Consider the following 22,353-nt stretch of genomic DNA (forward strand, 5'->3'; position numbering starts at 1 on the left):
TTAATTAATGTCTTCGAATTCTTTTTTGGAACCTACAATAATGTTCTGATAATCTTTCAGACCGGTTCCTGCAGGAATTCTGTGACCTACAATTACGTTTTCTTTCAGACCGGTCAGGTAATCTACTTTACCGGATACAGCCGCTTCGTTCAGTACTTTTGTGGTTTCCTGGAAGGACGCCGCAGACATGAATGACTTGGTTTGCAGAGCCGCTCTGGTGATCCCCTGGAGAACCGGCGTAGCAGTAGCAGGAAGGGCTTCACGTACTTCTACCAGCTGCAGGTCTTCACGTTTCAGTTTGGAGTTTTCATCTCTGAGTTCTCTGGCTGTAATCATCTGTCCTGGTTTGAATTCCTTGGAATCTCCGGCTTCTGTAACTACTTTCAGTCCGAATACGCGGTTGTTTTCTTCCAGGAAGTCAAATTTGTGCTCCAGCGCACCTTCCAGGAACTGGGTATCACCACCGTCCACAATTTCTACTTTAGTCATCATCTGACGAACGATGATTTCGAAATGCTTATCGTCAATTTTTACCCCCTGAAGTCGGTACACTTCCTGAATTTCATTAACCAGATATTCCTGTACGGCAGTTGGGCCTTTAATGTTCAGGATGTCATCCGGAGTTACGGATCCGTCAGATAGCGGTGATCCTGCTCTCACAAAGTCATTTTCCTGTACCAGGATCTGGTTGGAAAGTTTGACCAGGTAGATTTTACGCTCTCCGGTTTTGGCTTCCACAATAAGTTCGCGGTTACCTCTCTTGATTTTACCGTAAGATACTACACCGTCAATCTCTGTTACCACAGCCGGGTTTGATGGATTTCTGGCTTCAAAAAGTTCGGTCACACGCGGAAGACCTCCGGTGATATCCCCTGCTTTTGCAGATTTTCTTGGAATCTTAATCAGGACTTTACCTGCTTTAATCTTCTCCCCGTCATTGACCATAAGGTGGGCACCCACCGGCAGGTTATACGCTTTCTGTTCTACCCCTTTGGAGTCTACAACCTTCAGCGTAGGTACTGCTTTTTTGTTACGGGATTCTGCAATTACTTTCTCTTCGAATCCTGTTTGCTCGTCGATTTCCAACTGGAATGAAACGCCCTGGATGATGTCTTCATATTCTACTTTACCGGCAGTTTCTGCAATGATTACCGCATTATACGGATCCCATTTGGCAATCATATCGCCTTTTTTCACTTTATCTCCCGGTTTTACAAATATTTCGGAACCATAAGGCACGTTGGTCACCATCAGAGGTGTTCTGGTGTCATTGTCTGCTACCAGACGGAATTCTGTGGAACGGGAAACCAAGATTTCTGCTTTTTTACCTTCATCGTTTTCAGAGGTTACGGTACGGATTTCGTCCATTTCTACGATACCGTCTCTTCTGGCTGCAATGAATGGGTTTTCTGATACGTTTCCTGCAGTACCCCCCTGGTGGAAGGTTCTCAGGGTAAGCTGTGTACCAGGTTCCCCAATAGACTGTGCGGCAATTACCCCCACAGCTTCACCCATGTGGATAGGTTTACCGGTAGCGAGGTTACGGCCATAACATTTGGCACAGATTCCTTTTTTGGTTTCACAGGTAAGTGGTGAACGTACTTCTATGGCTTCAATTCCTGCAGTTTCTACCTCACGGGCATATGCTTCGTTAATGATGGTATCTGCATGGATGATGATTTCATCTGTTTCCGGATGATAAACATCGTGCAGGGAAACTCTACCCAAAATTCTTTCGGAGAGTTTTTCTACAATTTCATCATTTTTCTTCAGTGCCGTTACTTCTGTACCACGCAGTGTTCCACAATCGTCTTCAGTAATGATAACATCTTGTGCCACATCTACCAGTCTACGGGTCAGGTAACCTGCATCTGCAGTTTTCAGTGCGGTATCTGCAAGACCTTTACGGGCACCGTGGGTAGAGATAAAGTATTCCAGAATGGACAGACCTTCTTTAAAGTTGGCCACAATCGGGTTTTCAATAATCTCTGCACCGGTAGAACCTGCTTTTTGCGGTTTGGCCATCAGCCCTCTCATCCCGGATAACTGACGAATCTGTTCCTTGGAACCCCTCGCTCCGGAATCCAGCATCATGTACACAGAATTGAATCCGCCCTGGTCGGTTTTCATTCTGCTCATAATCATTTCTGTAAGTCCGGCATTGGTATTGGTCCACACGTCAATAACCTGGTTATAACGCTCTGTATCGGTAATAAGACCCATGTTATAGTTGGCCTTAATCTCATCTACATTCTCTACCGCAGTGGCAATCATTGTTTTCTTCTCTTCAGGAATTACAATGTCTCCCAGGCTGAAGGAAAGTCCTCCCTTGAAGGCGTTCTGGTAACCCAGGTCCTTCATATTGTCCAGGAACTGAACGGTAGTCGGGAAATCTGTATCTGCCAGAATTCTTCCGATAACGTTTCTCAGAGATTTCTTGGTCAGTAGTTCATTAATGAATCCGGATTCCTTTGGTACAATCTGGTTGAATAAAATTCTACCTACAGTAGTCTCAATCAGTTTGGTGGTGATTTCTCCGTTTTCTTTGATGGGCAGACGGCATCTTACTTTCGCATTCAGGGAGACTTGTCCTTCTGCGTAGGCAATCTCTACTTCCTCCGGAGAGTAGAATGCCAGTCCTTCACCTTTTACTTTATGTTCTTCTGTAGAGTGGGCTTCTTTGGTCATGAAATACAGACCCAGAACCATGTCCTGAGAAGGTACCGTAATAGGCGAACCGTTTGCAGGGTTCAGAATGTTCTGCGATCCCAGCATCAACAGCTGTGCTTCCAGTATGGCTTCCGGTCCCAGCGGGAGGTGAACGGCCATCTGGTCACCGTCAAAGTCGGCATTAAAGGCCGTGGTTACCAGCGGGTGTAGCTGTATGGCTTTCCCTTCAATCATTTTTGGCTGGAACGCCTGGATTCCCAGTCTGTGCAGGGTAGGTGCCCTGTTCAGCAGAACCGGGTGGCCTTTCATCACATTTTCCAGGATATCATATACCACAGGTTCTTTTCTGTCAATGATTCTTTTCGCAGATTTTACTGTTTTTACAATTCCTCTTTCAATCAGTTTTCTGATGATAAACGGTTTGTACAGTTCTGCGGCCATATCTTTAGGAATTCCACATTCATGCAGCTGCAGGTTCGGACCTACAACAATTACAGAACGTGCAGAGTAATCTACCCTTTTACCCAAAAGGTTCTGGCGGAAACGTCCCTGCTTACCCTTCAGAGAGTCAGAAAGGGATTTCAGTGGTCTGTTGGATTCTGATTTTACGGCAGAAGATTTTCTGGTATTATCGAACAATGAGTCTACAGATTCCTGAAGCATGCGTTTCTCATTTCTGAGGATTACTTCCGGAGCTTTGATTTCCAGGAGTCTCTTCAGACGGTTGTTTCTGATGATTACTCTACGGTAAAGGTCATTGAGATCCGATGTGGCAAAACGTCCTCCGTCCAGTGGTACCAAAGGTCTCAGTTCCGGTGGTATTACCGGAAGCACTCTCATAATCATCCATTCCGGGCGGTTAATCATCCGGGTATTGGCACCTCTCAGGGCTTCTACCACGTTCAGACGTTTCAGTGCTTCGGTTCTTCTTTGCTTGGAACCTTCGTTGTGCGCTTTATGTCTCAGGTCAAAAGACAATTCGTCCAGGTTAATTCTTCTCAGCAGTTCTTCTACTGCTTCTGCACCCATTTTGGCGATGAATTTATTTGGATCAGAATCATCCAGATACTGATTTTCATGCGGTATTGTTTCCAGAATATCCAGGTATTCCTCTTCTGTAAGGAATTCCATGTGATCAAAATCTGAACCGTCTGCTTTTTTGGCAATACCTTGCTGAATCACGACATATCTTTCATAGTAGATAATCATGTCCAGTTTTTTAGACGGCATACCCAGCAGGTATCCTATTTTGTTCGGTAAAGAACGGAAGTACCAGATGTGAGCAATAGGAACCACCAGATTGATATGGCCTATTCTTTCTCTACGCACTTTTTTCTCGGTCACTTCCACACCACAGCGGTCACACACGATTCCTTTATAGCGGATTCTTTTGTATTTTCCACAGGCACATTCGTAATCCTTTACAGGACCGAATATTTTCTCGCAGAACAACCCGTCTCTTTCCGGCTTGTGCGTTCTGTAGTTGATGGTTTCCGGCTTTAGAATCTCCCCTCTGGATTCCTGAAGAATGGATTCCGGTGAAGCCAGACCGATGGTGATTTTGCTAAATCTGCTTGATTTATTTTTATTTGACATTGTTTTTTAGATTTTAGATTTTAGATTTCAGATTTCAGACGAAATCTTTTCTTCCAAATTCAACTGGTTTTAAAATTTTTGGAGTGTCAAAGTCTGACAACGGGTGTCTGACATCTGTTATCTACTCTTCCAATCTTACGTCTAATCCAAGACCCTGCAGCTCGTGAAGCAATACATTGAAGGATTCCGGAATGCCGGGTTCCGGCATGGCTTCTCCTTTGGCTATGGCTTCATAAGTTTTTGCTCTACCAATGACGTCATCTGACTTCACAGTAAGGATTTCTCTCAGGATATTGGATGCACCGAAGGCTTCCAGTGCCCAAACCTCCATCTCTCCGAAACGCTGACCACCAAATTGTGCTTTACCACCTAGTGGCTGCTGTGTAATCAGTGAGTAAGGTCCTATGGAACGTGCGTGCATCTTGTCATCTACCATGTGCCCCAGTTTCAGCATGTATATAATACCAACTGTAGCCGGTTGTGTAAAGCGCTCACCGGTACCACCGTCATACAGATAGGTGCTTCCGTAACGCGGAAGTCCTGCTTCATCTGTATATTTGGTAATATCATCCAGCGATGCACCGTCAAAGATTGGCGTAGCAAACTTCAGTCCCAGTTTTTTACCGGCCCAGCCCAGTACAGTTTCGTAAATCTGTCCAATGTTCATACGGGAAGGTACCCCCAGCGGATTCAGTACAATGTCTACCGGTGTTCCGTCTTCCAGGAACGGCATATCTTCCTCTCTTACGATTCTGGATACGATACCCTTGTTACCGTGGCGACCTGCCATCTTGTCTCCTACATTCAGTTTACGTTTCTTCGCAATATACACTTTAGCCAGTTTCATGATTCCTGCAGGAAGTTCATCACCTATGGAAACGGCAAATTTCTCACGGTTTTTAACTCCGGCAATATCATTGAACTTAATCTTATAATTGTGAATCAGTTGCTTGATAAGGTTGTTTTTCTCTTCGTCCACAGTCCAGTCTGCACCACTGATGTTTACATAATCTTCAATAGAAGTAAGCAGTTTCTGAGTGAATTTCACCCCTTTACCAATGACTTCTTCTTCCAGATCGTTTCTTACACCCTGTGATGTTTTACCATTAACCAGAGACGTTAGTTTCTCAATCAGTGTACTGCGCAGATCATCGAATTTCGCTTTATAGTTATTTTCGATTTCTTCCAGCTTCAGCTTTTCTTCTGCACGTTTTTTCTTGTCCTTAATATTTCTGGCGAAAAGTTTTTTGTTGATGACTACTCCGCGCAATGAGGAGTCTGCCTTCAGGGAAGCATCTTTCACATCTCCGGCTTTGTCTCCGAAGATAGCACGCAGAAGTTTTTCTTCCGGTGTAGGGTCAGATTCACCTTTCGGGGTAATTTTTCCGATCATAATGTCGCCGGGCTTCACCTCGGCACCAATGCGGATCATACCGTTTTCATCCAGATCTTTTGTAGCTTCTTCAGAAACGTTAGGAATATCAGCAGTGAGTTCTTCCATACCCAGTTTGGTATCGCGCACTTCCAGTGAGTATTCATCTACATGGATAGACGTAAACCAGTCTTCGCGCACAATTTTTTCATTGATTACGATGGCATCCTCAAAGTTATATCCTTTCCACGGCATGAAGGCTACGGTAAGGTTACGGCCCAGTGCCAGTTCACCGTTTTCTGTAGCATAACCATCACACAGTACCTGTCCTTTTTCTACTTTGTCTCCTACACGTACGTTAGGTCTCAAAGTAATGGTGGTACTCTGGTTGGTCTTTCTGAATTTGGTCAGTTTATAAGTTTTTGTGGATGAATCAAAGCTTACAATATCCTCGTCTTCACTTCTTTCGTAGTTAATGACAATTTTATCTGCATCTACATATTCTACCACACCAGGTCCTTCTGCGTTAATCAGAATTCTGGAGTCTTTGGCTACTTGCTTTTCCAGTCCGGTTCCTACTACAGGTGCTTCCGGCTTCAGCAGCGGAACAGCCTGACGCATCATGTTGGATCCCATCAGGGCACGGTTCGCATCATCATGCTCCAGGAATGGAATCAATGATGCAGATATACCGGAAATCTGGTTAGGAGCAACATCTATCAGGTGTACTTCATGCGGTTCTACTACAGGATAATCACCATCCAGACGGGCAATGATTCTGTCTGTTTCAAATGCACCATCCTCGTTCAAATCCACGTTGGCCTGCGCAATTACCTTATCTTCTTCATCTTCAGCATTCAGATAAACAGGCTCTGATTTCAGATTTACTTTTCCGTTTTCTACTTTACGGTATGGGGTTTCTATAAAACCTAAGTTGTTGATCTTCGCATAAATACCCAGAGAGGAAATCAGACCGATGTTCGGACCTTCCGGTGTTTCAATCGGACAAATTCTTCCGTAGTGGGTATGGTGAACGTCACGCACCTCGAAACCTGCTCTTTCTCTGGAAAGTCCGCCAGGCCCCAGTGCAGAAAGTCTTCTCTTGTGAGTGATTTCAGACAGCGGGTTGGTCTGGTCCATAAACTGAGACAGTTGGTTGGTCCCAAAGAATGAGTTGATTACTGAAGTTAATGTTTTGGCATTAACCAGATCAATAGGTGTAAAGATTTCGTTATCCCGAACGTTCATACGCTCACGGATGGTTCTGGCTATTCTGGAAAGACCCACGCCGAATTGTCCTGCAAGCTGCTCGCCCACAGTTTTAATTCTTCTGTTAGACAAGTGATCTATATCATCTACCTCTGCCTTAGAGTTTACCAGTTCTATCAGGTGTCTTACTATTGCAATGATGTCTTCCTTGGTCAGTACCTCGGTAGATTCCGGAATGTTAAGACCCAGTTTCTTGTTCAGTCTGTAACGGCCTACTTCACCAAGCGAGTATCTCTGCTCAGAGAAGAACAGCTTTTCTATAATTCCTCTTGCTGTTTCCTCATCTGGCGGATCTGCATTACGCAGCTGACGGTAGATGTATTCTACTGCTTCCTTTTCGGAGTTGGTAGGGTCTTTTTGCAGGGTATTCTGAATGATGGAGAACTCATTAGAGTTTTCTTTGTGAATCAGGATAGATTTTACACCTGCATCCAGAATCATATCAATATGTTCTTTTTCAAGAATGGTTTCACGGTCCAGAATGATTTCATTTCTTTCAATGGAAACCACTTCGCCGGTATCCTCGTCTACGAAGTCCTCGAACCAGGTGTTCAGCACTCTCGCTGCCAGGGTTCTTCCTTCTACTTTTTTCAGCGCAGCTTTAGAAACTTTTACTTCTTCGGCAAGGTCAAAAATCTGAAGAATATCCTTATCAGACTCATAACCAATTGCTCTGAGCAGGGTAGTTAAAGGTAATTTTTTCTTACGGTCAATATACGCATACATCACGTTATTGATGTCCGTGGTAAATTCCATCCATGATCCTTTGAACGGGATAATTCTGGAATAATACAGTTTGGTACCGTTGGCATGGTACGTTTGTCCGAAGAATACCCCCGGAGATCTGTGCAACTGTGTCACAATAACACGTTCTGCACCGTTGATGATGAATGATCCGGATGGGGTCATGTAAGGCACCGGCCCCAGATAAACATCCTGAATAACCGTCTGGAAATCTTCATGTTCCTCATCGGTACAATACAGTTTCAGTCTGGCTTTTAATGGTACAGAGTAGGTTAGACCTCTCTCTACACACTCGTCTATGGAATACCGTGGCGAGTCTACCAGATAATCCAGGAACTCCAGTACGAACTGATTTCTGGAATCTGTAATCGGGAAGTTTTCCTGGAAAGTCTTGTAAAGACCTTCGTTCACTCTGGCTTCCGGAAGCGTGTCCAGCTGGAAGAATTCCGTGAATGAGGCTAACTGCACATCCAGGAAATCCGGAGCTGAAATCCGCCCTTTGGCTGAAGAAAAGTTGATTCTTTCCTTTGCGGTAATTTCCGCAGAGCTTTTTGTAGCTTTAGATTTACTCATAAAGTAATAAAACAATTGGGTTAAAAAATATTTTGTTTAAAAAATATCAGAAACCGGATAAAAAGGAGCGAAAGAAGGGAAGACGTGTGATATTTGGCGCTATCAGATTGAGTCTTGCTTCATTTCTAATTTCTTAGTCCTGATTTCTAACTGCAACGCCGGTATATCTTTTCACGGTGTAATGCAAAATATTTTTTGATTTCTCTCAGACACAAAATCTGTTACGGTTGCTCAATGAAAATGCCCCTTTCGGAAAAATCCAAAAGAGTTCATATTCAATATTTTACAAAAAAGTAACAATTATAAGCGCCAAAAGAGGGGCAAAGATACAAAGTTTTATTGACAATGCAAAATATAAATGTGGCTATCTGTTTGATTTCCTTTTGGATAAATAAAAAAGAGCGGCAAAATGCCGCTCTTGAAGTGTGTTCATGGGAAAATCATTACGGAGCCCAGAATGACCATTGGCTTCCGTTAAATACAGCCAGTCTTTTAGCATCTGCTTTATTCACATATACCATCATCCCGGGAGACGGATCCGGGATTAAACTGACATCTGTTACCGTAGGAAGAACCATGGCTTTTGTAGTGGATTCCAATACCAGCACACCGTCTGCGGTAGAGGTGGAGGCACCTATAACCGCTTTGGCTCCCGTGATTTCGGCAGTAGTAGGCTGGTCGTCCATTTCTTCGCCTACATTTGCGTCTTGTCCGCTGAGGTCTACCCAGGTTCCGTTATAGTATTTTACTCGTGCGGCAGTGGGCGCTGATGCATCCAGCACGATGGTTCCTTCTGCCGGTGATGCCGGCAGCGTTCTTACGTAAGGCAAAATGAGCCCTTTATTTTGTCCTGCTGCAAATTCCAGCAGTACAGAGGTTTTATTGATGGCAGTACCGGTATCATCTCCGATGATTACCTGTGAGAATGCCTGTGTTGAAATCAGGATTATTCCTGCTGATATTATTTTTTTCATGACTTTACTGTTTATGAATTATGGACAAGCTGGATTGTTGAAACATGACCAGACTCCGTCACTGTATATTTTCAGACATTTTTCCGTTGTATCGTAGACCATCATTCCCTCCTGAGGAGCAGTGATGGCGGTAAGCCCTGCGGTAGATACACGGGTAATCACAAGACCTTTGGTGTTGGATTCCAAGACGGTATGCGCAGAGGTGCGAACCATGGGCCAGTTGTCATTGCCGGATCCTGCTCTCTGCAGTAACGTGATTCCGTGTTGCGACGGTGCTCCGGTTCCTGTAATCAGCGGGTCACTGTAGCAGGCTCTGGTCGCAATCAGTGCACTGTTCGTCAGGATATTGTTGCATGTGCCGCCCAGTCCGTTGTTGGCGCATTCTGAATGTGCATCAGTAGGCATCGTGTTGATGTCCGGATTGGTGGCATCGGGGTCTGTAACGTCATTGGTGCGGAGAATTGTAGCTTCCACCTGCTGTGCCTGCGGACCTTGCGGGCCGGTGTTGTTTACGGTTACGGTAATGGTAATGGTTACTTCGCAGCCATTGGGCAGAGTAAGGTCTGAGGTGTAGGTATTTCCGGCAGCATTGTAGGTCAGCGGGGTGCTGCTTCCGCATGCGCTGGCCGCAAACTGGGCGTTCTGAGGTGACATTCCCGCCGGAAGATTAAAGTTGAATTTTGCGCCGGTCACATCACTGGGGCCGTCGTTTTTCACTTTGACGGTATAGATAATATGATCTCCTGTATAGGCAGTATTTTTGTCCGGAACGATAGAAACGATTTTTAGATCTGCTATTTTTACCAGCACGCCGGTATTGATGGTGGTTTCCTGTCCCTTGATGAAGGTCCAGGTATCGATGCCCTTCTCGTTACCAAATGTGCCGCCTGACCACAGGTGTCCGTTTACATTGGATGAAGTGTTGCCCGGGTTGTTGGTTGGCGGAAGATGGCTGTTGTTTTTCGGAGTCGGACCTGTGCCGCTTACATCGGAGTCATCCCAGTACACAATGTCTGATACAGGGGCTGATGCCAGATTGTTGTGATTTAGTAATTCAATAATAATCCCGTTCGGGTTGTATTCCATATCAATGAAAGGGAAGTGTACTTCGGCACCTTGCAGAATTACAGTGACTTTAATGGGAAGTGCGGTGTTGCTGGCCGGTGGCAGCGCATCGTTACCATCTTTTCCGTCCCAGTACACCTGATTGAGGCCTGCAACTGCAGAGCCGGTAAGTACGCGTCTCACAAAGCCGGATCCGGGTGCAGATCCTTCTATGATGACCTGGTAATTTCCCTGGGTGTCTGCGTTGAATTTAACGTAACCACCTTTGGCACCCACCTGGCTGCCGGTTCCTTCTACACCTACTACCGAAACTCCGGCTACTTGCGGGGTAATCACAGCATTTTTCAGCCATGTAGTATTGCTTTGGTTAGGGCCTGGAGCTGCGCCGGTAGCAGAAGCTGGTAAATCTGATGCGGGCAGCGTGTAAAATATTTTATGGGTGATCTCTGTAGCAGTATCGGCCAGGTTCGGGTTGTGTACACGGCTGGTAAAGTTGGTTCCGTTTGAATAATTTAAACTCTTGTATAACGGAATCCTGGTGCTGGGATTTACAAAACCATTATTGTTGACAAAAAACGTGAAATAAAGTCCGTTGTTGCCATTGTTTTTTACCCGGTAGGTGTAGCCGTCTTTTGTAAGCGTATAGAAAACTCCATGAAATCCATTGGCGCCACCGCTGCCGCCGGAACCATTACTCAGATTCATGACATTGGTATATACGCGTCCCGGTATAAAACCACTATTGCTGCTGTTAATGACGGATATATCCCAAGCAATAATACCGTTGTTTCCCTGAGACCAGTTTTCTGTTGCGCTGATGCTGTTAGATGGTGTATTGGTGGTACGGGCAGTAAATTCCACTTTGTATATGCCTGTGCCATTAGCTGGCACCTGATAGTAAATGGGTGTGTAAAAATTGCCTCCCGTTTGCCCGAATAGTCGTGGTCCTGCTAATTCTGCCGCCCGGTTTGCAATCAGACCGCCGGAGGTGTTATTTACCAGTTCGGTTCCGGATGGACCTATGAGTCTGATTCTTGCTGATCCTGAACCCTGTGCGCTGGAAGCCAGTGTAATCCGTTCTCCTGCCTGGGCATACACATAATGGGCAGAAGAATTAGGAAAGGGCCAGTTGGCAGTCACCGTGTTGGCAGCTTGTAACTGTGCACGAACACCGGTGGCGGTAGAGGGGTACAGGTCCCGGGAGCCGTCTGCCCATAAAGAAGGGCTGCACAGCAGAGTTACCAAGACTGTTAATGCCTTGAATAACTTAGCGGATTTTTCTACGGGGGTAGTTTTTAATCTCATTTGTTGAAGTTTGGTAATTGTTGTTTAATGATTATGTATTTCTGAGTAAAAAAGATTTAAGAATATAAAGCTATATATTGTTTTTTGTGCAAAATATATATTTTGTTTATCGGTACATAGTATAAAATAATTTTATATTTTCAAGTAATGTTTTCTGTGCCATAGTCTGGTTTTCGAGATTAATATAAGTTAATCCGCTTTTTTAATTATTGCAAAAAACAATGTAATTTTTAAAGTTTTAAGAGCAGGTGCGATTGACAATTTATAATCAATAACAGCTTTTTTTACCTTTCAGGAAGCAAATATACGCATAAAATAATTTAAAAAATGAAGTGATAAATTAAATTATATTAATATAATTCATCAATCATTCCGGCTGGATATCCTTTTTTTTTGATAAAGTGCATTCCAGTTTATATGGTTTCGGGAAAATCTGGAAAGTAAAAGTTAATTGTTGCCCTGAACGTACTGTATCACCAGCTGATTAAACTCTGCTTTTTTATCAATGACCACGTTAATGGGCCAGTAATAGACCAGTTTGCGTAGGTAGTCAAAGCTTTTCAGGCGTACGAAATCCTTTTCTGTAGTCAGGATCATCCGGTATTCGCCCAGTTTTTTGTATTCGCTCAGGATGTTTTTGATGTCCGCATCAGAAAAGTCATGATGGTCCTTGAATTTCATATGTTTCACCCGTTGCGAGAACTTGGAAAGATGTTCTGTCAGTGGTTTCGGGTTGGCAATGCCGGTAATGAGTAAAATGTCGTAATAGGCCAGATTATTATCCGGAATTTTATGGTCTACAGAAAAAACATGTTCATCATATACTATGGAAGAGAAGAACACCTTCTGGTAATGCTGCGGACGGATCCGCGAAATATAATACTGCTTTTTTTCCTCGGTCAGTTCATCGGGGCATTTGGAAACCATGATCACCTGCGCGCGCGCGGCTCCCCGGCGGCTTTCACGTAAATCACCCGCAGGAAGAATGAAATCCCGGAAATACGGATCATTGTAATCGGTCATCAGAATATTGAATCCGGCTTTGATGGCTCTGTGCTGGTACGCATCATCCAGCAAAAGCACGTCCAGATCCATGTCTTCTATAAGTTTCCGGGCACCCGGAACGCGCTCTTCTGAAACGCCGATAACAAAACGGTTTTTAAATCTTTCGAAAAGTTGCATGGCCTCATCGCCCACCATTTTATAATTGCTGTCATAATTGACCACGCCATACCCCTTTACAACACGGCCGTAACCCCGGGATAACACACCGGTTCTGAAATGTCTGGACAGCAAATCGGCCAGATACATCACCATAGGCGATTTGCCGCTGCCGCCCACAGATAAATTGCCCACATTTATAATCGGCGTTCGGAATTTTTCGGATTTTTTTAATCCTAAATCATACAATGTGTTTCTTATACCCGTTGCGAAATGATATCCCAACGAAAAAGGGTAGAGGTACCATCTTTTCATACGGTTGCAAAATTAATAAATTTTAAGAGTTTATTAACACTGAAACCATCCGAGTTTTCAACAATCATTTTCTGCCACAAAATCCCTATTTTTGTCGTGAAAAATTATTGAAATTGAGGTACTGTATTGAGTTTTGTTATCATGGTAAGAATTATTTCGGATTTCAGATTCAGCCGAAGGAAATTTCGGTGCAGGAAGTGATGGAGCGCGCACTGAGCACCATTCTGAGAGAAGAAATCAAAATTACCGGTGCCGGCCGTACCGATACCGGAGTGCATGCCCGGAAAATTTTCGCCCATTTTGATACCGAACAGGTGCTGAATGAACAGCTGGCCTACAGACTCAACAGTTTTTTGCCTGCTGATGTTGCCGTGAAAGAGGTGTTCCGCGTTCATGATGATTTTCATGCCCGGTTTGATGCCACGTATCGTACCTATGAATATTATATTTCCACAGAGAAAGATCCGTTCAGCCGGGATTCTGCCTGGCAGTGGCGTGGTAAAAGTCCGGATGTGGCCAAAATGAACAGTGCATGCAAAATCCTTATGGAAACCCATGATTTTACCAGTTTTGCCAAACTCCACACGGATAATAAAACCAACCTTTGCAAAATATACATAGCAGAATGGGAGCAAACAGGCACCATGCTGAAGTTTACCGTATCTGCAGACCGCTTTCTCCGGAATATGGTGCGCGCTCTGGTGGGAACCCTAACAGATATCGGCACGGGCAAAATCAATGAAGAGGACCTGAGGAAAATCATCCGTGATAAAAACCGGAACGCGGCCGGAACTTCTGCACCACCTCAGGGACTTTTTCTGGTAGATGTGGGGTATGATTTTCAAGCGGTCACAGACGAATGATGCCTCCTTTTCGCCGCAATTAAACGGATGACCTGCTGTTGGGGTTCCATTGCATTCATCATCCCAAAAGAGCATCCAAAGTGGGAGAACCATTTAATTTCACTATTTTTGTGCGGAATTTATATGGCGTTTTCACTGCGCCAAGACCTTTAAAGAAAATACCCGCCGGTATTTATATTGTATGAAGAAACAAACCACCTGGCAGATTATTCAGCGACTTTTCAAGATTGGAATGAAATTCCGTTCGTGGTTCATTTTCACCCTCATCATCTCCATTATACTTTCTGTGATTTCCACGTACCGCCCGTACCTTACCATGCAGATTGTGGATACAGACATCATTCAGCTGAAGGATAAAGCGCTGATGATGAAGCATATCTACATTCTGGTAGCCCTGGTTTTCGCAGAGTCTGTGCTGAATTTCCTGATGGTCTATTTCTCCAGTTTTATTTCGCAAAACGTGATTCGTGACATCCGTGAGCGCTTGTACAAGAAACTGATTTATTTCCGAACTTCGTTTTTTGATAAAACGGCCATCGGTCAACTGGTTACCCGGGCAGTAGGAGATGTGGAAACCATAGCCACGGTATATACAGACGGGTTTCTGATGGTTTTCGGAGATGTACTCCGTATTGTGTTCGTGCTGGTGATGATGTTTCAGGTAGATGTGAATCTCAGCTACATTTCAATGGCTATTCTGCCGCTTATGGTACTCATTACCCGCTTCTTTCAGAAAAGACTCAGAAAGGCTTTTGGGGAAGAACGAACCTGGACGGCTACTCAGAATTCCTTTGTGCAGGAACGGCTCTCGGGCATGCCCATCATACAGGTGTTTAACCGGCAGAAAGCAGAGTTTGAGAAGTTTGATAAAATCAACATCACGCTGAAGGCTGCCCTGCTGCGCACGGTCTTCATCTTTTCATTGTTTTTTCCTGTGGTGGAACTTATTTCGTCCTTATTCATCGGGCTGATCCTGTTTTATGGAGGTTACGTCACGATTACTGCCGGAAAAGTCATTGCTTTTATTCAGTTTATATCCATGCTGGTGCGTCCGCTGAGACAGATCGCAGACCGGTTTAACAATATTCAGAGGGGAATTGTGGGTGCCGAGCGTGTGCTGGGAGTAATGGATGAAGATTTCGCAGTACCCAATACCGGAACAGTGGCCAAAGATTACTTTGACGGGAAAATAGAATTCCGGAATGTCCGTTTTTCGTATGATGAAAAACAGGAAGTACTGAAGGGGGTGAGTTTTATGGTGAATCCGGGCGAAACCGTAGCCATTGTGGGGGCTACCGGTGCCGGTAAATCTACCATCATCAGTCTCATTACCCGTTTGTACGACATTGACTCCGGAAAGATTTTGCTGGATGATGTGGAGGTGAAAGATTATGAACTGTATAACCTGCGCAGTCACATAGGCGTGGTGCTGCAGGATGTGTTTCTTTTCCACGGAACGATATTTGAAAACCTGGCGTTTGGTGATGAGTCCGTTACGCTGGAGAAAATCAAGAAAATTGCGCAGGAAATAGAGGTTGATGAATTCATAGAGCAACTGCCCGGCGGATATAACTATACCGTGAGCGAGCGGGGTTCTTCTATTTCGCTGGGGCAGAGACAACTTTTATCCTTTCTGAGGGCTTATCTGTCTGATCCCAAAATTCTGATTCTGGATGAGGCCACCTCCTCCATAGATCATGAGAGTGAAAAACTGATACAGCGGGCTACCGAGAAGATTACGCATAACCGCACATCCATCATCATCGCCCACCGGCTTTCTACCATAGAGAAGGCAGACAAAATTATCGTGATGGATCAGGGAATGATTGTGGAAGAGGGGAAGCATGCAGAGCTTCTGGTAAAGAACGGCTACTATGCCACCCTTCATAACGCCCAGTTGAAGCACGATACCGAAGAAAATCAATAAATCATCATCAATATAATGGAAATCAATATCAATCAGGAGTTTCAGGCATTCAAAGATGAATTGAAAAAACTGAACATTGAAGTTTTGAAAATTGTAAAAGTAGGGAACGGAAGTATGGACTTCCACGAAGTTTTTTACAAATCTCCCCGCTATGAAGAGGTGAAAAGCGTCTATGTAGAGCGCCAGCAGCTTGATGATTTACTGGCGAAGTTCCGCGAAGCCTATGCCTAAGGGTTGGATCCCATTGGGGTAAACCCTAATTCTTCAGACCAGCTGTTCCCGAAATTTTGGTTCAGCCACCCCGTAACCAAAAGATTATTCCGCTGGGCCTGCTCTGTGCTGGCGGGTAAAATAATACAGCCTGCGTTGTGAATGCGTACTCCATATTTCTTTTCAAATTCAGGATTGTAAAGAGGTGCAAATCCGTAATGCACCAGCACGGCATTTTTTTCCTTGATGAGCGATTCCAGGTTTTCAGATGTGGCCATCACCAGCGGTCGGTATGTTATGGTATCCTTCCGTGACGTTTGCTGAATGCCGGATTTCTTCTTCTGTGCCGGCAGGAGGCCGGATATGAAGAACAATGATAAAAGGGAAAACATTTTCAGTGCAATGGTGTTCATGGTGTATTTAAGTTCATAGATGTCATTATGGTGAAAAAGTTAAAAACAATGAGTCTGTTTTGTTTCAAAGAAAACTCCGTGGCCTGCAGCGGAGTAAATCAAACGTGAAAGCTGAGGATTATTTCTTGATGAATTTCGCAGTTTCAGCGTTGCGGTCTTTTCCTTTCAGTTCTATGAAATACATTCCCGAAGGAATTTCGGAAACATCTGCTTTGCCGGATCTGAGGTCTGCAGATTTAATTAATTTACCATCTGTACTATAAATACGGGCTGTTTCAAACTGTTCACCTTTTACAAATAAAACATCCTGTACCGGATTCGGATAAACCGTAAATTGTTCTTTGGCGCTGACATCTTTTACAGACAGAAATACGGCATCCAGAGCAGAAGATTCATTCAGATTCTGGTTGATGCCCAGTGATGGAACGCTGATGTTACCACTGGTAGAGGTGAGCAGCGGGAATTTGTGCGTGCTGTCAAAATACATATACGAAGTATTGGTCACAGATCCCACGGAAATAATAAAAGAAGCATCCAGATAGATGGTAAAGTTCTGAATGGATTTTATTCTGAGCACATTATTAAAGGTTTGGGTTCCTATGACTAAAGTGCCTGCCGCATCGGCCGTATTGGTAATCGTCCCTCTCAGATATCCGGTATTGGTTCCGGCAGATATCAGACCTTGTGCCTGGTCCTGCTCGTTGTATCCGTACGCAGCGGGATAGGATATAAAAGTAGCGTTATTGGCATTAAAACTCATGGTGGCATCCGGAGTAGAAATGGCTGTGATTTCCAGTTTGTTGGCCGTTTGTTTATAAAAGGTGGCATTGGCTCCGGAAACCATTTTAATGGTACTGCCAACGTATCCAGCAGCTTCTGCCGCAGTAGGGGCCACATAGTTGGCCGTAACCGGCGCTCCTGCGGTGAGTGCGGGGTTAGAGAAGGTAACGCCGTTGCCGGTGGCAGAATTGTCTACGGTTCCTACCAGTTGTACATTGCTCACCACATCACCGATTACCGGATCATGAAATGCTTTCGTAATGGTAGTCTGTGCAGAAAACAGCAGAGGTGCTGCCAGTAAAAAAAGTATTTTTCCTTTCATTTTTTAGATTTGAGTAAAGATACACTTTTTCTGTAATTCTTAATTTTTACGGCTAAATTTTTATTTTTCGCAGTTGCTTAAGCAGTGTAATATCTCACGTAGTGAGCTTTTTGAGCGCTCAGTGGTATTCGTTTTCAACGGTTTAGCAGAGGTGTGGTTTATTAAGGAAGAGCGGTTGTGTATTTCATTTTTATGAAGGAAGGATGTGGTTTTTGGGAGAAAAATGAAATTCATGACACAAAAAATCCGCTCAGAAATTCTGAACGGATTTTATGAATTTTACTAATGATTAATGTAATCGCTTGCAGATTACATCATTCCCGGCATACCGCCGCCCATAGGCATGGCAGGCTCATCTTTTTTCACCTCCGTGATCACGCACTCGGTAGTCAGAAGCATTCCGGATACGGATGCTGCATTTTCCAGCGCTACACGAACCACTTTGGTAGGGTCTATAATTCCGGCTTCGAACATGTTTACATATTCTTCGTTCTTCGCATTGAAACCATAGTCGTCTTTACCTTCGGCTACTTTGGCTACAATTACAGAACCTTCACCACCGGCATTGGCCACGATTTGTCTTAGTGGTTCTTCTATGGCTCTTTTCACGATTTTAATACCGGTCAGTTCATCCTGGTTGATTCCCGGCAGGTCATTCAGTGCAGAAATGCTTCTTACCAGTGCCACACCACCTCCGGGAACAATTCCTTCTTCCACGGCAGCTCTTGTAGCATGCAGCGCATCATCTACCCGGTCTTTTTTCTCTTTCATTTCTACTTCAGAAGCGGCACCTACGTACAGTACAGCTACACCACCGGCCAGTTTTGCCAGTCTTTCCTGAAGTTTTTCTCTGTCATAGTCAGAGGTTGTAGATTCCATCTGTGCTTTAATCTGGCTTACACGGCCTTTAATCAGGCTTTCTTCGCCGGCACCGTTTACGATGGTGGTATTGTCTTTGTCTATGGTCACTTTTTCTGCAGTACCCAGCAAATCCAGGGTTGCATTTTCCATGGTGAATCCTCTTTCTTCAGAAATTACCTGTCCGCCGGTCAGGATTGCAATGTCTTCCAGCATGGCTTTTCTTCTGTCGCCGAATCCCGGAGCTTTTACCGCTGCAATTTTCAGGGAACCTCTCAGTTTGTTTACCACCAGGGTAGCCAGTGCTTCGCCATCTACCTCTTCAGAGATGATGAGCAGGGATCTTCCGGATTGTGCCACAGGCTCCAGTACCGGCAGTAATTCTTTCATAGAAGAGATTTTTTTCTCTACCAGAAGGATGTATGGATTTTCCAGCTCGGCAATCATTTTCTCAGGATTAGTCACGAAATAAGGAGACTGGTACCCTCTGTCAAACTGCATTCCTTCTACCACATCTACAGTAGTATCGGTTCCTTTGGCTTCTTCTACAGTGATTACCCCTTCTTTACCTACTTTACCGAAGGCTTCTGCAATCAGCGTTCCTATGGTATCGTCATTATTGGCAGAAATAGAGGCTACCTGCTTTATTTTTTCTGCATTTTCACCTACTTCCTGAGACTGAGACTTCAGATTCTCTACTACGGTTTGTACTGCCTTGTCAATTCCTCTTTTCAGATCCATCGGGTTGGCACCGGCCGCTACGTTTTTCAGTCCTTCTCTCACAATCGCTTGTGCCAGAACGGTTGCTGTAGTGGTACCGTCACCGGCAAGATCATTGGTTTTAGAAGCGACTTCTTTCACCATCTGAGCACCCATATTTTCTACTTTGTCTTCCAGCTCAATTTCTTTCGCTACAGAAACACCGTCTTTGGTTACGTGTGGGGCACCAAACGCTTTTTCAATTACTACGTTTCTTCCTTTCGGGCCCAGTGTTACTTTCACTGCGTTGGCCAATGCGTCTACCCCTCTTTTCAGGGCGTCTCTGGATTCAATATCGAATTTTATTTCTTTTGCCATGTTAAAATGTATTTTAGTATGTGGTACAATGTAAAATGTACTTTGGTTGAATGTTTAAAATTAGTTTAAAGAAGAGATGGTACTTTGTACGGTTTACAAGTACAGCAGGACTCTTAACCAATGATTCCCAGCAGGTCGGCCTCTTTTACAATTAAGAAATCTCTGCCTTCCAGTTTCAGTTCAGATCCGGAGTATTTACCATACAACACCTTGTCACCAACTTTTACCGTCATTGGCTCATCTTTTTTTCCGGTTCCTACGGCCACTACGGTTCCTTCCTGTGGTTTCTCCTTGGCAGTGTCCGGAATGATAATTCCTGAAGCAGTTGTGGTTTCGGCAGCGGTAGGTTCTATAAGAACACGGTCTGCTAATGGTTTGAAGTTTACTGACATATTATTTTAATTTTTAGTTAATGTTTGTTTGCCTTCTTTTTCTCCAACAATGTGCCAAGTGTTTTTATCATTTCATCTTGACCTTTTCAGGTAAAAATTGGCAGATTTATTTGGGTCAAAGTGAAATTTTGGCAGACATCTGCAAAATAGCAACTGCAGAAAGCAGCTTCAGATTTCAAATGGACGATCTGTATGTTGGAAACTTTCGTTCAAGGTGCTTACATACCCGGTGAGGTCAGGAAAAAACGCATCAAAATGCTCTTTAAGCCTGGGTTTTGAATCTGAAAAAATTTGGAACACCGGCAGGTCTATGTCCAGATAACGGGCTTTATTCAATACGTTTTGCATGGAAAAACGGATGCCGCTTTCTTCTTTATAATGATAGAGCCAGTTATCCCGTTCCATATGGTTCAGCATATTTCCGAAATGCGGTGGAAATAAATCCTGGTGGTGGCGCAACACTTTATAAACGTGTAAGCTGTGACTGTGCAGTGCTTCATCCGGCAGGGAATTGGCCAGAAAGTAATCCATAGCGACATCTACAAAAGCGCCGGCATACAAGCGAACCAACGGACTGAAAATTTTCTTGGCCTGATGGATTTCCGGATGGGAATCGGTAAAGGTATCTATGGCCCGGTGGAGCGCAATGCCCTGTTGTATTTTTTTCGAGAAAGAAAAACGGTCGCTGTTCCGGATATGATCCTGGAGAAACTGACCGGCAATCTGCTCGTCTGAAAAACTGAGATATGAATGCGCTAGATAGTTCATAAACGAATATAATACATTTTTTTGAAAAGTATCCCCGTGCGGGTCCACAAAAAATCCTCTGCCGGCGAGCAGAGGATTGATTCATTTTTATCGGACAATAAATTTTTTGGTCCCGATGGTTCCGGATTTACTGCCGCTCACCGAAAGAAAATATTCGCCGGCAGGAAGATGCTGTATATTAATGGTCTTCTTGCCGGTGACCAGTACAGTTTGCCCGGGGATACTGATGACCTTAAAGGTATAGGTTTCATCATTCTTAATGGAAATATTGATTTCGTCTGTGGCCGGATTAGGATAAATGCTGAATTCTTTTTCACCCGCAGTTTTCACTTCCACAGTATTCATGGCTGCTGTAGGCATGAATTCTGAAACTACACACGCAAAACGTGCAAAACCAAAAGCCTCATCTGATGGATTGGGATTGCCGATGGCCACTCCCGTAGGTTCACCATTATAGTTCACTGCAGGATTGGCCCAGCGGTTGGCCTTCGGGCAATTGATACCCGCAGCGGCACACTGGTCATTATAGGCCATCATGGTGCGCCATCTCTGTGCACCGGTGCTGGCAGTGCCCAGGGTAACTGCCGTTTGGTTTACATATCCGTGAAGATTGCTGCACGGATTCGTGCTCTGGTTCACATACCAGTCATGGTTCAGACCCATATTATGGCCCATTTCATGAGACAGGGTATAATTGGATACGGCACAGTTGCGCAGCGACACAGAGAAAGCGGCGTTATTGGAATAGTTGACCGGGTTGGTATTCAGGTACCCAAGACCGCATGTGTTGGTGGGTGTGGCCGTAATTAAACCACATAAGTCTGCTCCGTAGAGGGCACGCAGATTGTGCACTTCATCCAGAAAGCCATCAGACGGATTTCTGAAACGGCTCAGGTCGGTGCTGATGTTTCCGGTTTCTGTATAGGCAATTTCTCCGGTATAGACCAGGTTGATGGTCACATTGGGAATTCCGGAATTAATCAGTGAATTGTTAAAATTGGTAATGGCCGTTGCAATTTGTGAGTTACTCTGTGCTACACCGCCCCAGCCGGCTCTTGCGGCGGAAGTATATACCACCAGTACATCGATGGTTGATGGTGCGCATATGGGTGTTTCGGGCAGGCAGACATTGGCATTGACTTTATGTGCGGCCTGGTTCCCGTCTGCTACAAAATCATCTTTAGAATCTCTGGCGACCAGGTAAGGCTCGTTGACGAGAGACTGTGCGATAATGTTCCCTGCAGTCTGGTGAAACATAATTTTCTCCCCGGAAGATGATGCGTACATGCCGGTAATCACCTGATCGAATGTAGAGAAAACCAATTCGGAATTGGGTTCGTTTTCTATGGCATAGGAATACGAAACGCTTTTGTTGGTATATTTATAGGTTTTGGCCAGCGTGGCGCGTATTCTTTTTCCGCTGAGCAGTTGAATGTCCAGTACGGCACCGGTATCAAACGCCGGCTGAAGATAATAGGTGCTGGAAATGTAGGAAACCGTCAGATCTTCGTGGAGTTTCTGTTGTGGCTGCAGATTGTGCTCCGAAACAGGATTCAGGAAAATGGACGTCTGCGCCCACATAAATCCCGTGACCATTGAAAAAAGAAAAGATAAAGTTTTGCTCATGGTTATTGTTTAAAAATGAAATATTTATTTGTCCTGACTGTTAAAATGGCAGTAAAAATATCTAATTTTTATG

14 protein-coding genes are annotated in these 22,353 nt (G+C 44.4%); 3 read left to right on the forward strand and 11 right to left on the reverse strand.

Annotated elements, in window-relative coordinates; genetic code table 11:
• The 5 genes from rpoC to lpxK all read right to left on the reverse strand — a co-directional run bounded on the left by rpoC (position 1) and on the right by lpxK (position 13,044).
• Positions 1-4,266, reverse strand: a complete 4,266-nt coding sequence (gene rpoC, locus LKO26_RS06825; RefSeq protein WP_227587110.1) for a DNA-directed RNA polymerase subunit beta' — start codon at positions 4,264-4,266, stop codon at positions 1-3.
• Positions 4,267-4,387: 121 nt separating this feature from the next.
• On the reverse strand, positions 4,388-8,224 hold the full coding sequence (rpoB, locus tag LKO26_RS06830; RefSeq protein WP_227587111.1) for a DNA-directed RNA polymerase subunit beta: 3,837 nt from the start codon (positions 8,222-8,224) through the stop codon (positions 4,388-4,390).
• 443 nt (positions 8,225-8,667) lie between these two features.
• Entirely contained in the window at positions 8,668-9,198 is a 531-nt protein-coding gene (locus LKO26_RS06835; protein WP_227587112.1) for a hypothetical protein, read from the reverse strand.
• 18 nt (positions 9,199-9,216) lie between these two features.
• Positions 9,217-11,568, reverse strand: a complete 2,352-nt coding sequence (locus tag LKO26_RS06840; protein WP_227587113.1) for a DUF11 domain-containing protein — start codon at positions 11,566-11,568, stop codon at positions 9,217-9,219.
• A gap of 447 nt (positions 11,569-12,015) precedes the next feature.
• Entirely contained in the window at positions 12,016-13,044 is a 1,029-nt protein-coding gene (lpxK, locus tag LKO26_RS06845) for a tetraacyldisaccharide 4'-kinase (RefSeq protein ID WP_227587114.1), read from the reverse strand.
• A gap of 113 nt (positions 13,045-13,157) precedes the next feature.
• Between lpxK and truA the strand changes: the two genes are divergently transcribed.
• The 3 genes from truA to LKO26_RS06860 all read left to right on the forward strand — a co-directional run bounded on the left by truA (position 13,158) and on the right by LKO26_RS06860 (position 16,065).
• Positions 13,158-13,907 carry a tRNA pseudouridine(38-40) synthase TruA gene (gene truA, locus LKO26_RS06850; protein ID WP_227587115.1) on the forward strand — a complete coding sequence of 250 codons (750 nt, stop codon included), beginning with the start codon at positions 13,158-13,160 and terminating at the stop codon, positions 13,905-13,907.
• A gap of 181 nt (positions 13,908-14,088) precedes the next feature.
• Positions 14,089-15,834 carry an ABC transporter ATP-binding protein gene (locus LKO26_RS06855; protein ID WP_227587116.1) on the forward strand — a complete coding sequence of 582 codons (1,746 nt, stop codon included), beginning with the start codon at positions 14,089-14,091 and terminating at the stop codon, positions 15,832-15,834.
• Between the two features lie 15 nt (positions 15,835-15,849).
• Entirely contained in the window at positions 15,850-16,065 is a 216-nt protein-coding gene (locus LKO26_RS06860) for a hypothetical protein (RefSeq protein WP_227587117.1), read from the forward strand.
• Here LKO26_RS06860 and LKO26_RS06865 read toward each other — a convergent pair.
• From LKO26_RS06865 to LKO26_RS06890, 6 genes are all read right to left on the reverse strand, one after another.
• Positions 16,062-16,457, reverse strand: a complete 396-nt coding sequence (locus LKO26_RS06865) for a hypothetical protein (RefSeq protein WP_227587118.1) — start codon at positions 16,455-16,457, stop codon at positions 16,062-16,064. The two genes, LKO26_RS06860 and LKO26_RS06865, sit on opposite strands and share 4 nt — an antisense overlap.
• A gap of 118 nt (positions 16,458-16,575) precedes the next feature.
• Positions 16,576-17,559 carry a T9SS type A sorting domain-containing protein gene (locus LKO26_RS06870; RefSeq protein ID WP_227587119.1) on the reverse strand — a complete coding sequence of 328 codons (984 nt, stop codon included), beginning with the start codon at positions 17,557-17,559 and terminating at the stop codon, positions 16,576-16,578.
• A gap of 309 nt (positions 17,560-17,868) precedes the next feature.
• Positions 17,869-19,494, reverse strand: coding sequence for a chaperonin GroEL (gene groL, locus LKO26_RS06875; protein WP_227587120.1), 1,626 nt, complete (start codon positions 19,492-19,494; stop codon positions 17,869-17,871).
• Between the two features lie 113 nt (positions 19,495-19,607).
• Complete coding sequence (gene groES, locus LKO26_RS06880) at positions 19,608-19,886, reverse strand: co-chaperone GroES (protein ID WP_227587121.1); 279 nt, start codon at positions 19,884-19,886, stop codon at positions 19,608-19,610.
• A gap of 168 nt (positions 19,887-20,054) precedes the next feature.
• Positions 20,055-20,654: an ACP phosphodiesterase gene (locus LKO26_RS06885; protein ID WP_227587122.1), complete on the reverse strand. Its 600-nt coding sequence runs from the start codon at positions 20,652-20,654 to the stop codon at positions 20,055-20,057.
• A gap of 87 nt (positions 20,655-20,741) precedes the next feature.
• Positions 20,742-22,280, reverse strand: a complete 1,539-nt coding sequence (locus LKO26_RS06890) for a zinc-dependent metalloprotease (RefSeq protein WP_227587123.1) — start codon at positions 22,278-22,280, stop codon at positions 20,742-20,744.
• Positions 22,281-22,353: the final 73 nt, after the last annotated feature.

Origin of the sequence: Chryseobacterium sp. MFBS3-17, assembly GCF_020687745.1 — a bacterium.
Lineage (GTDB): Bacteria > Bacteroidota > Bacteroidia > Flavobacteriales > Weeksellaceae > Marnyiella.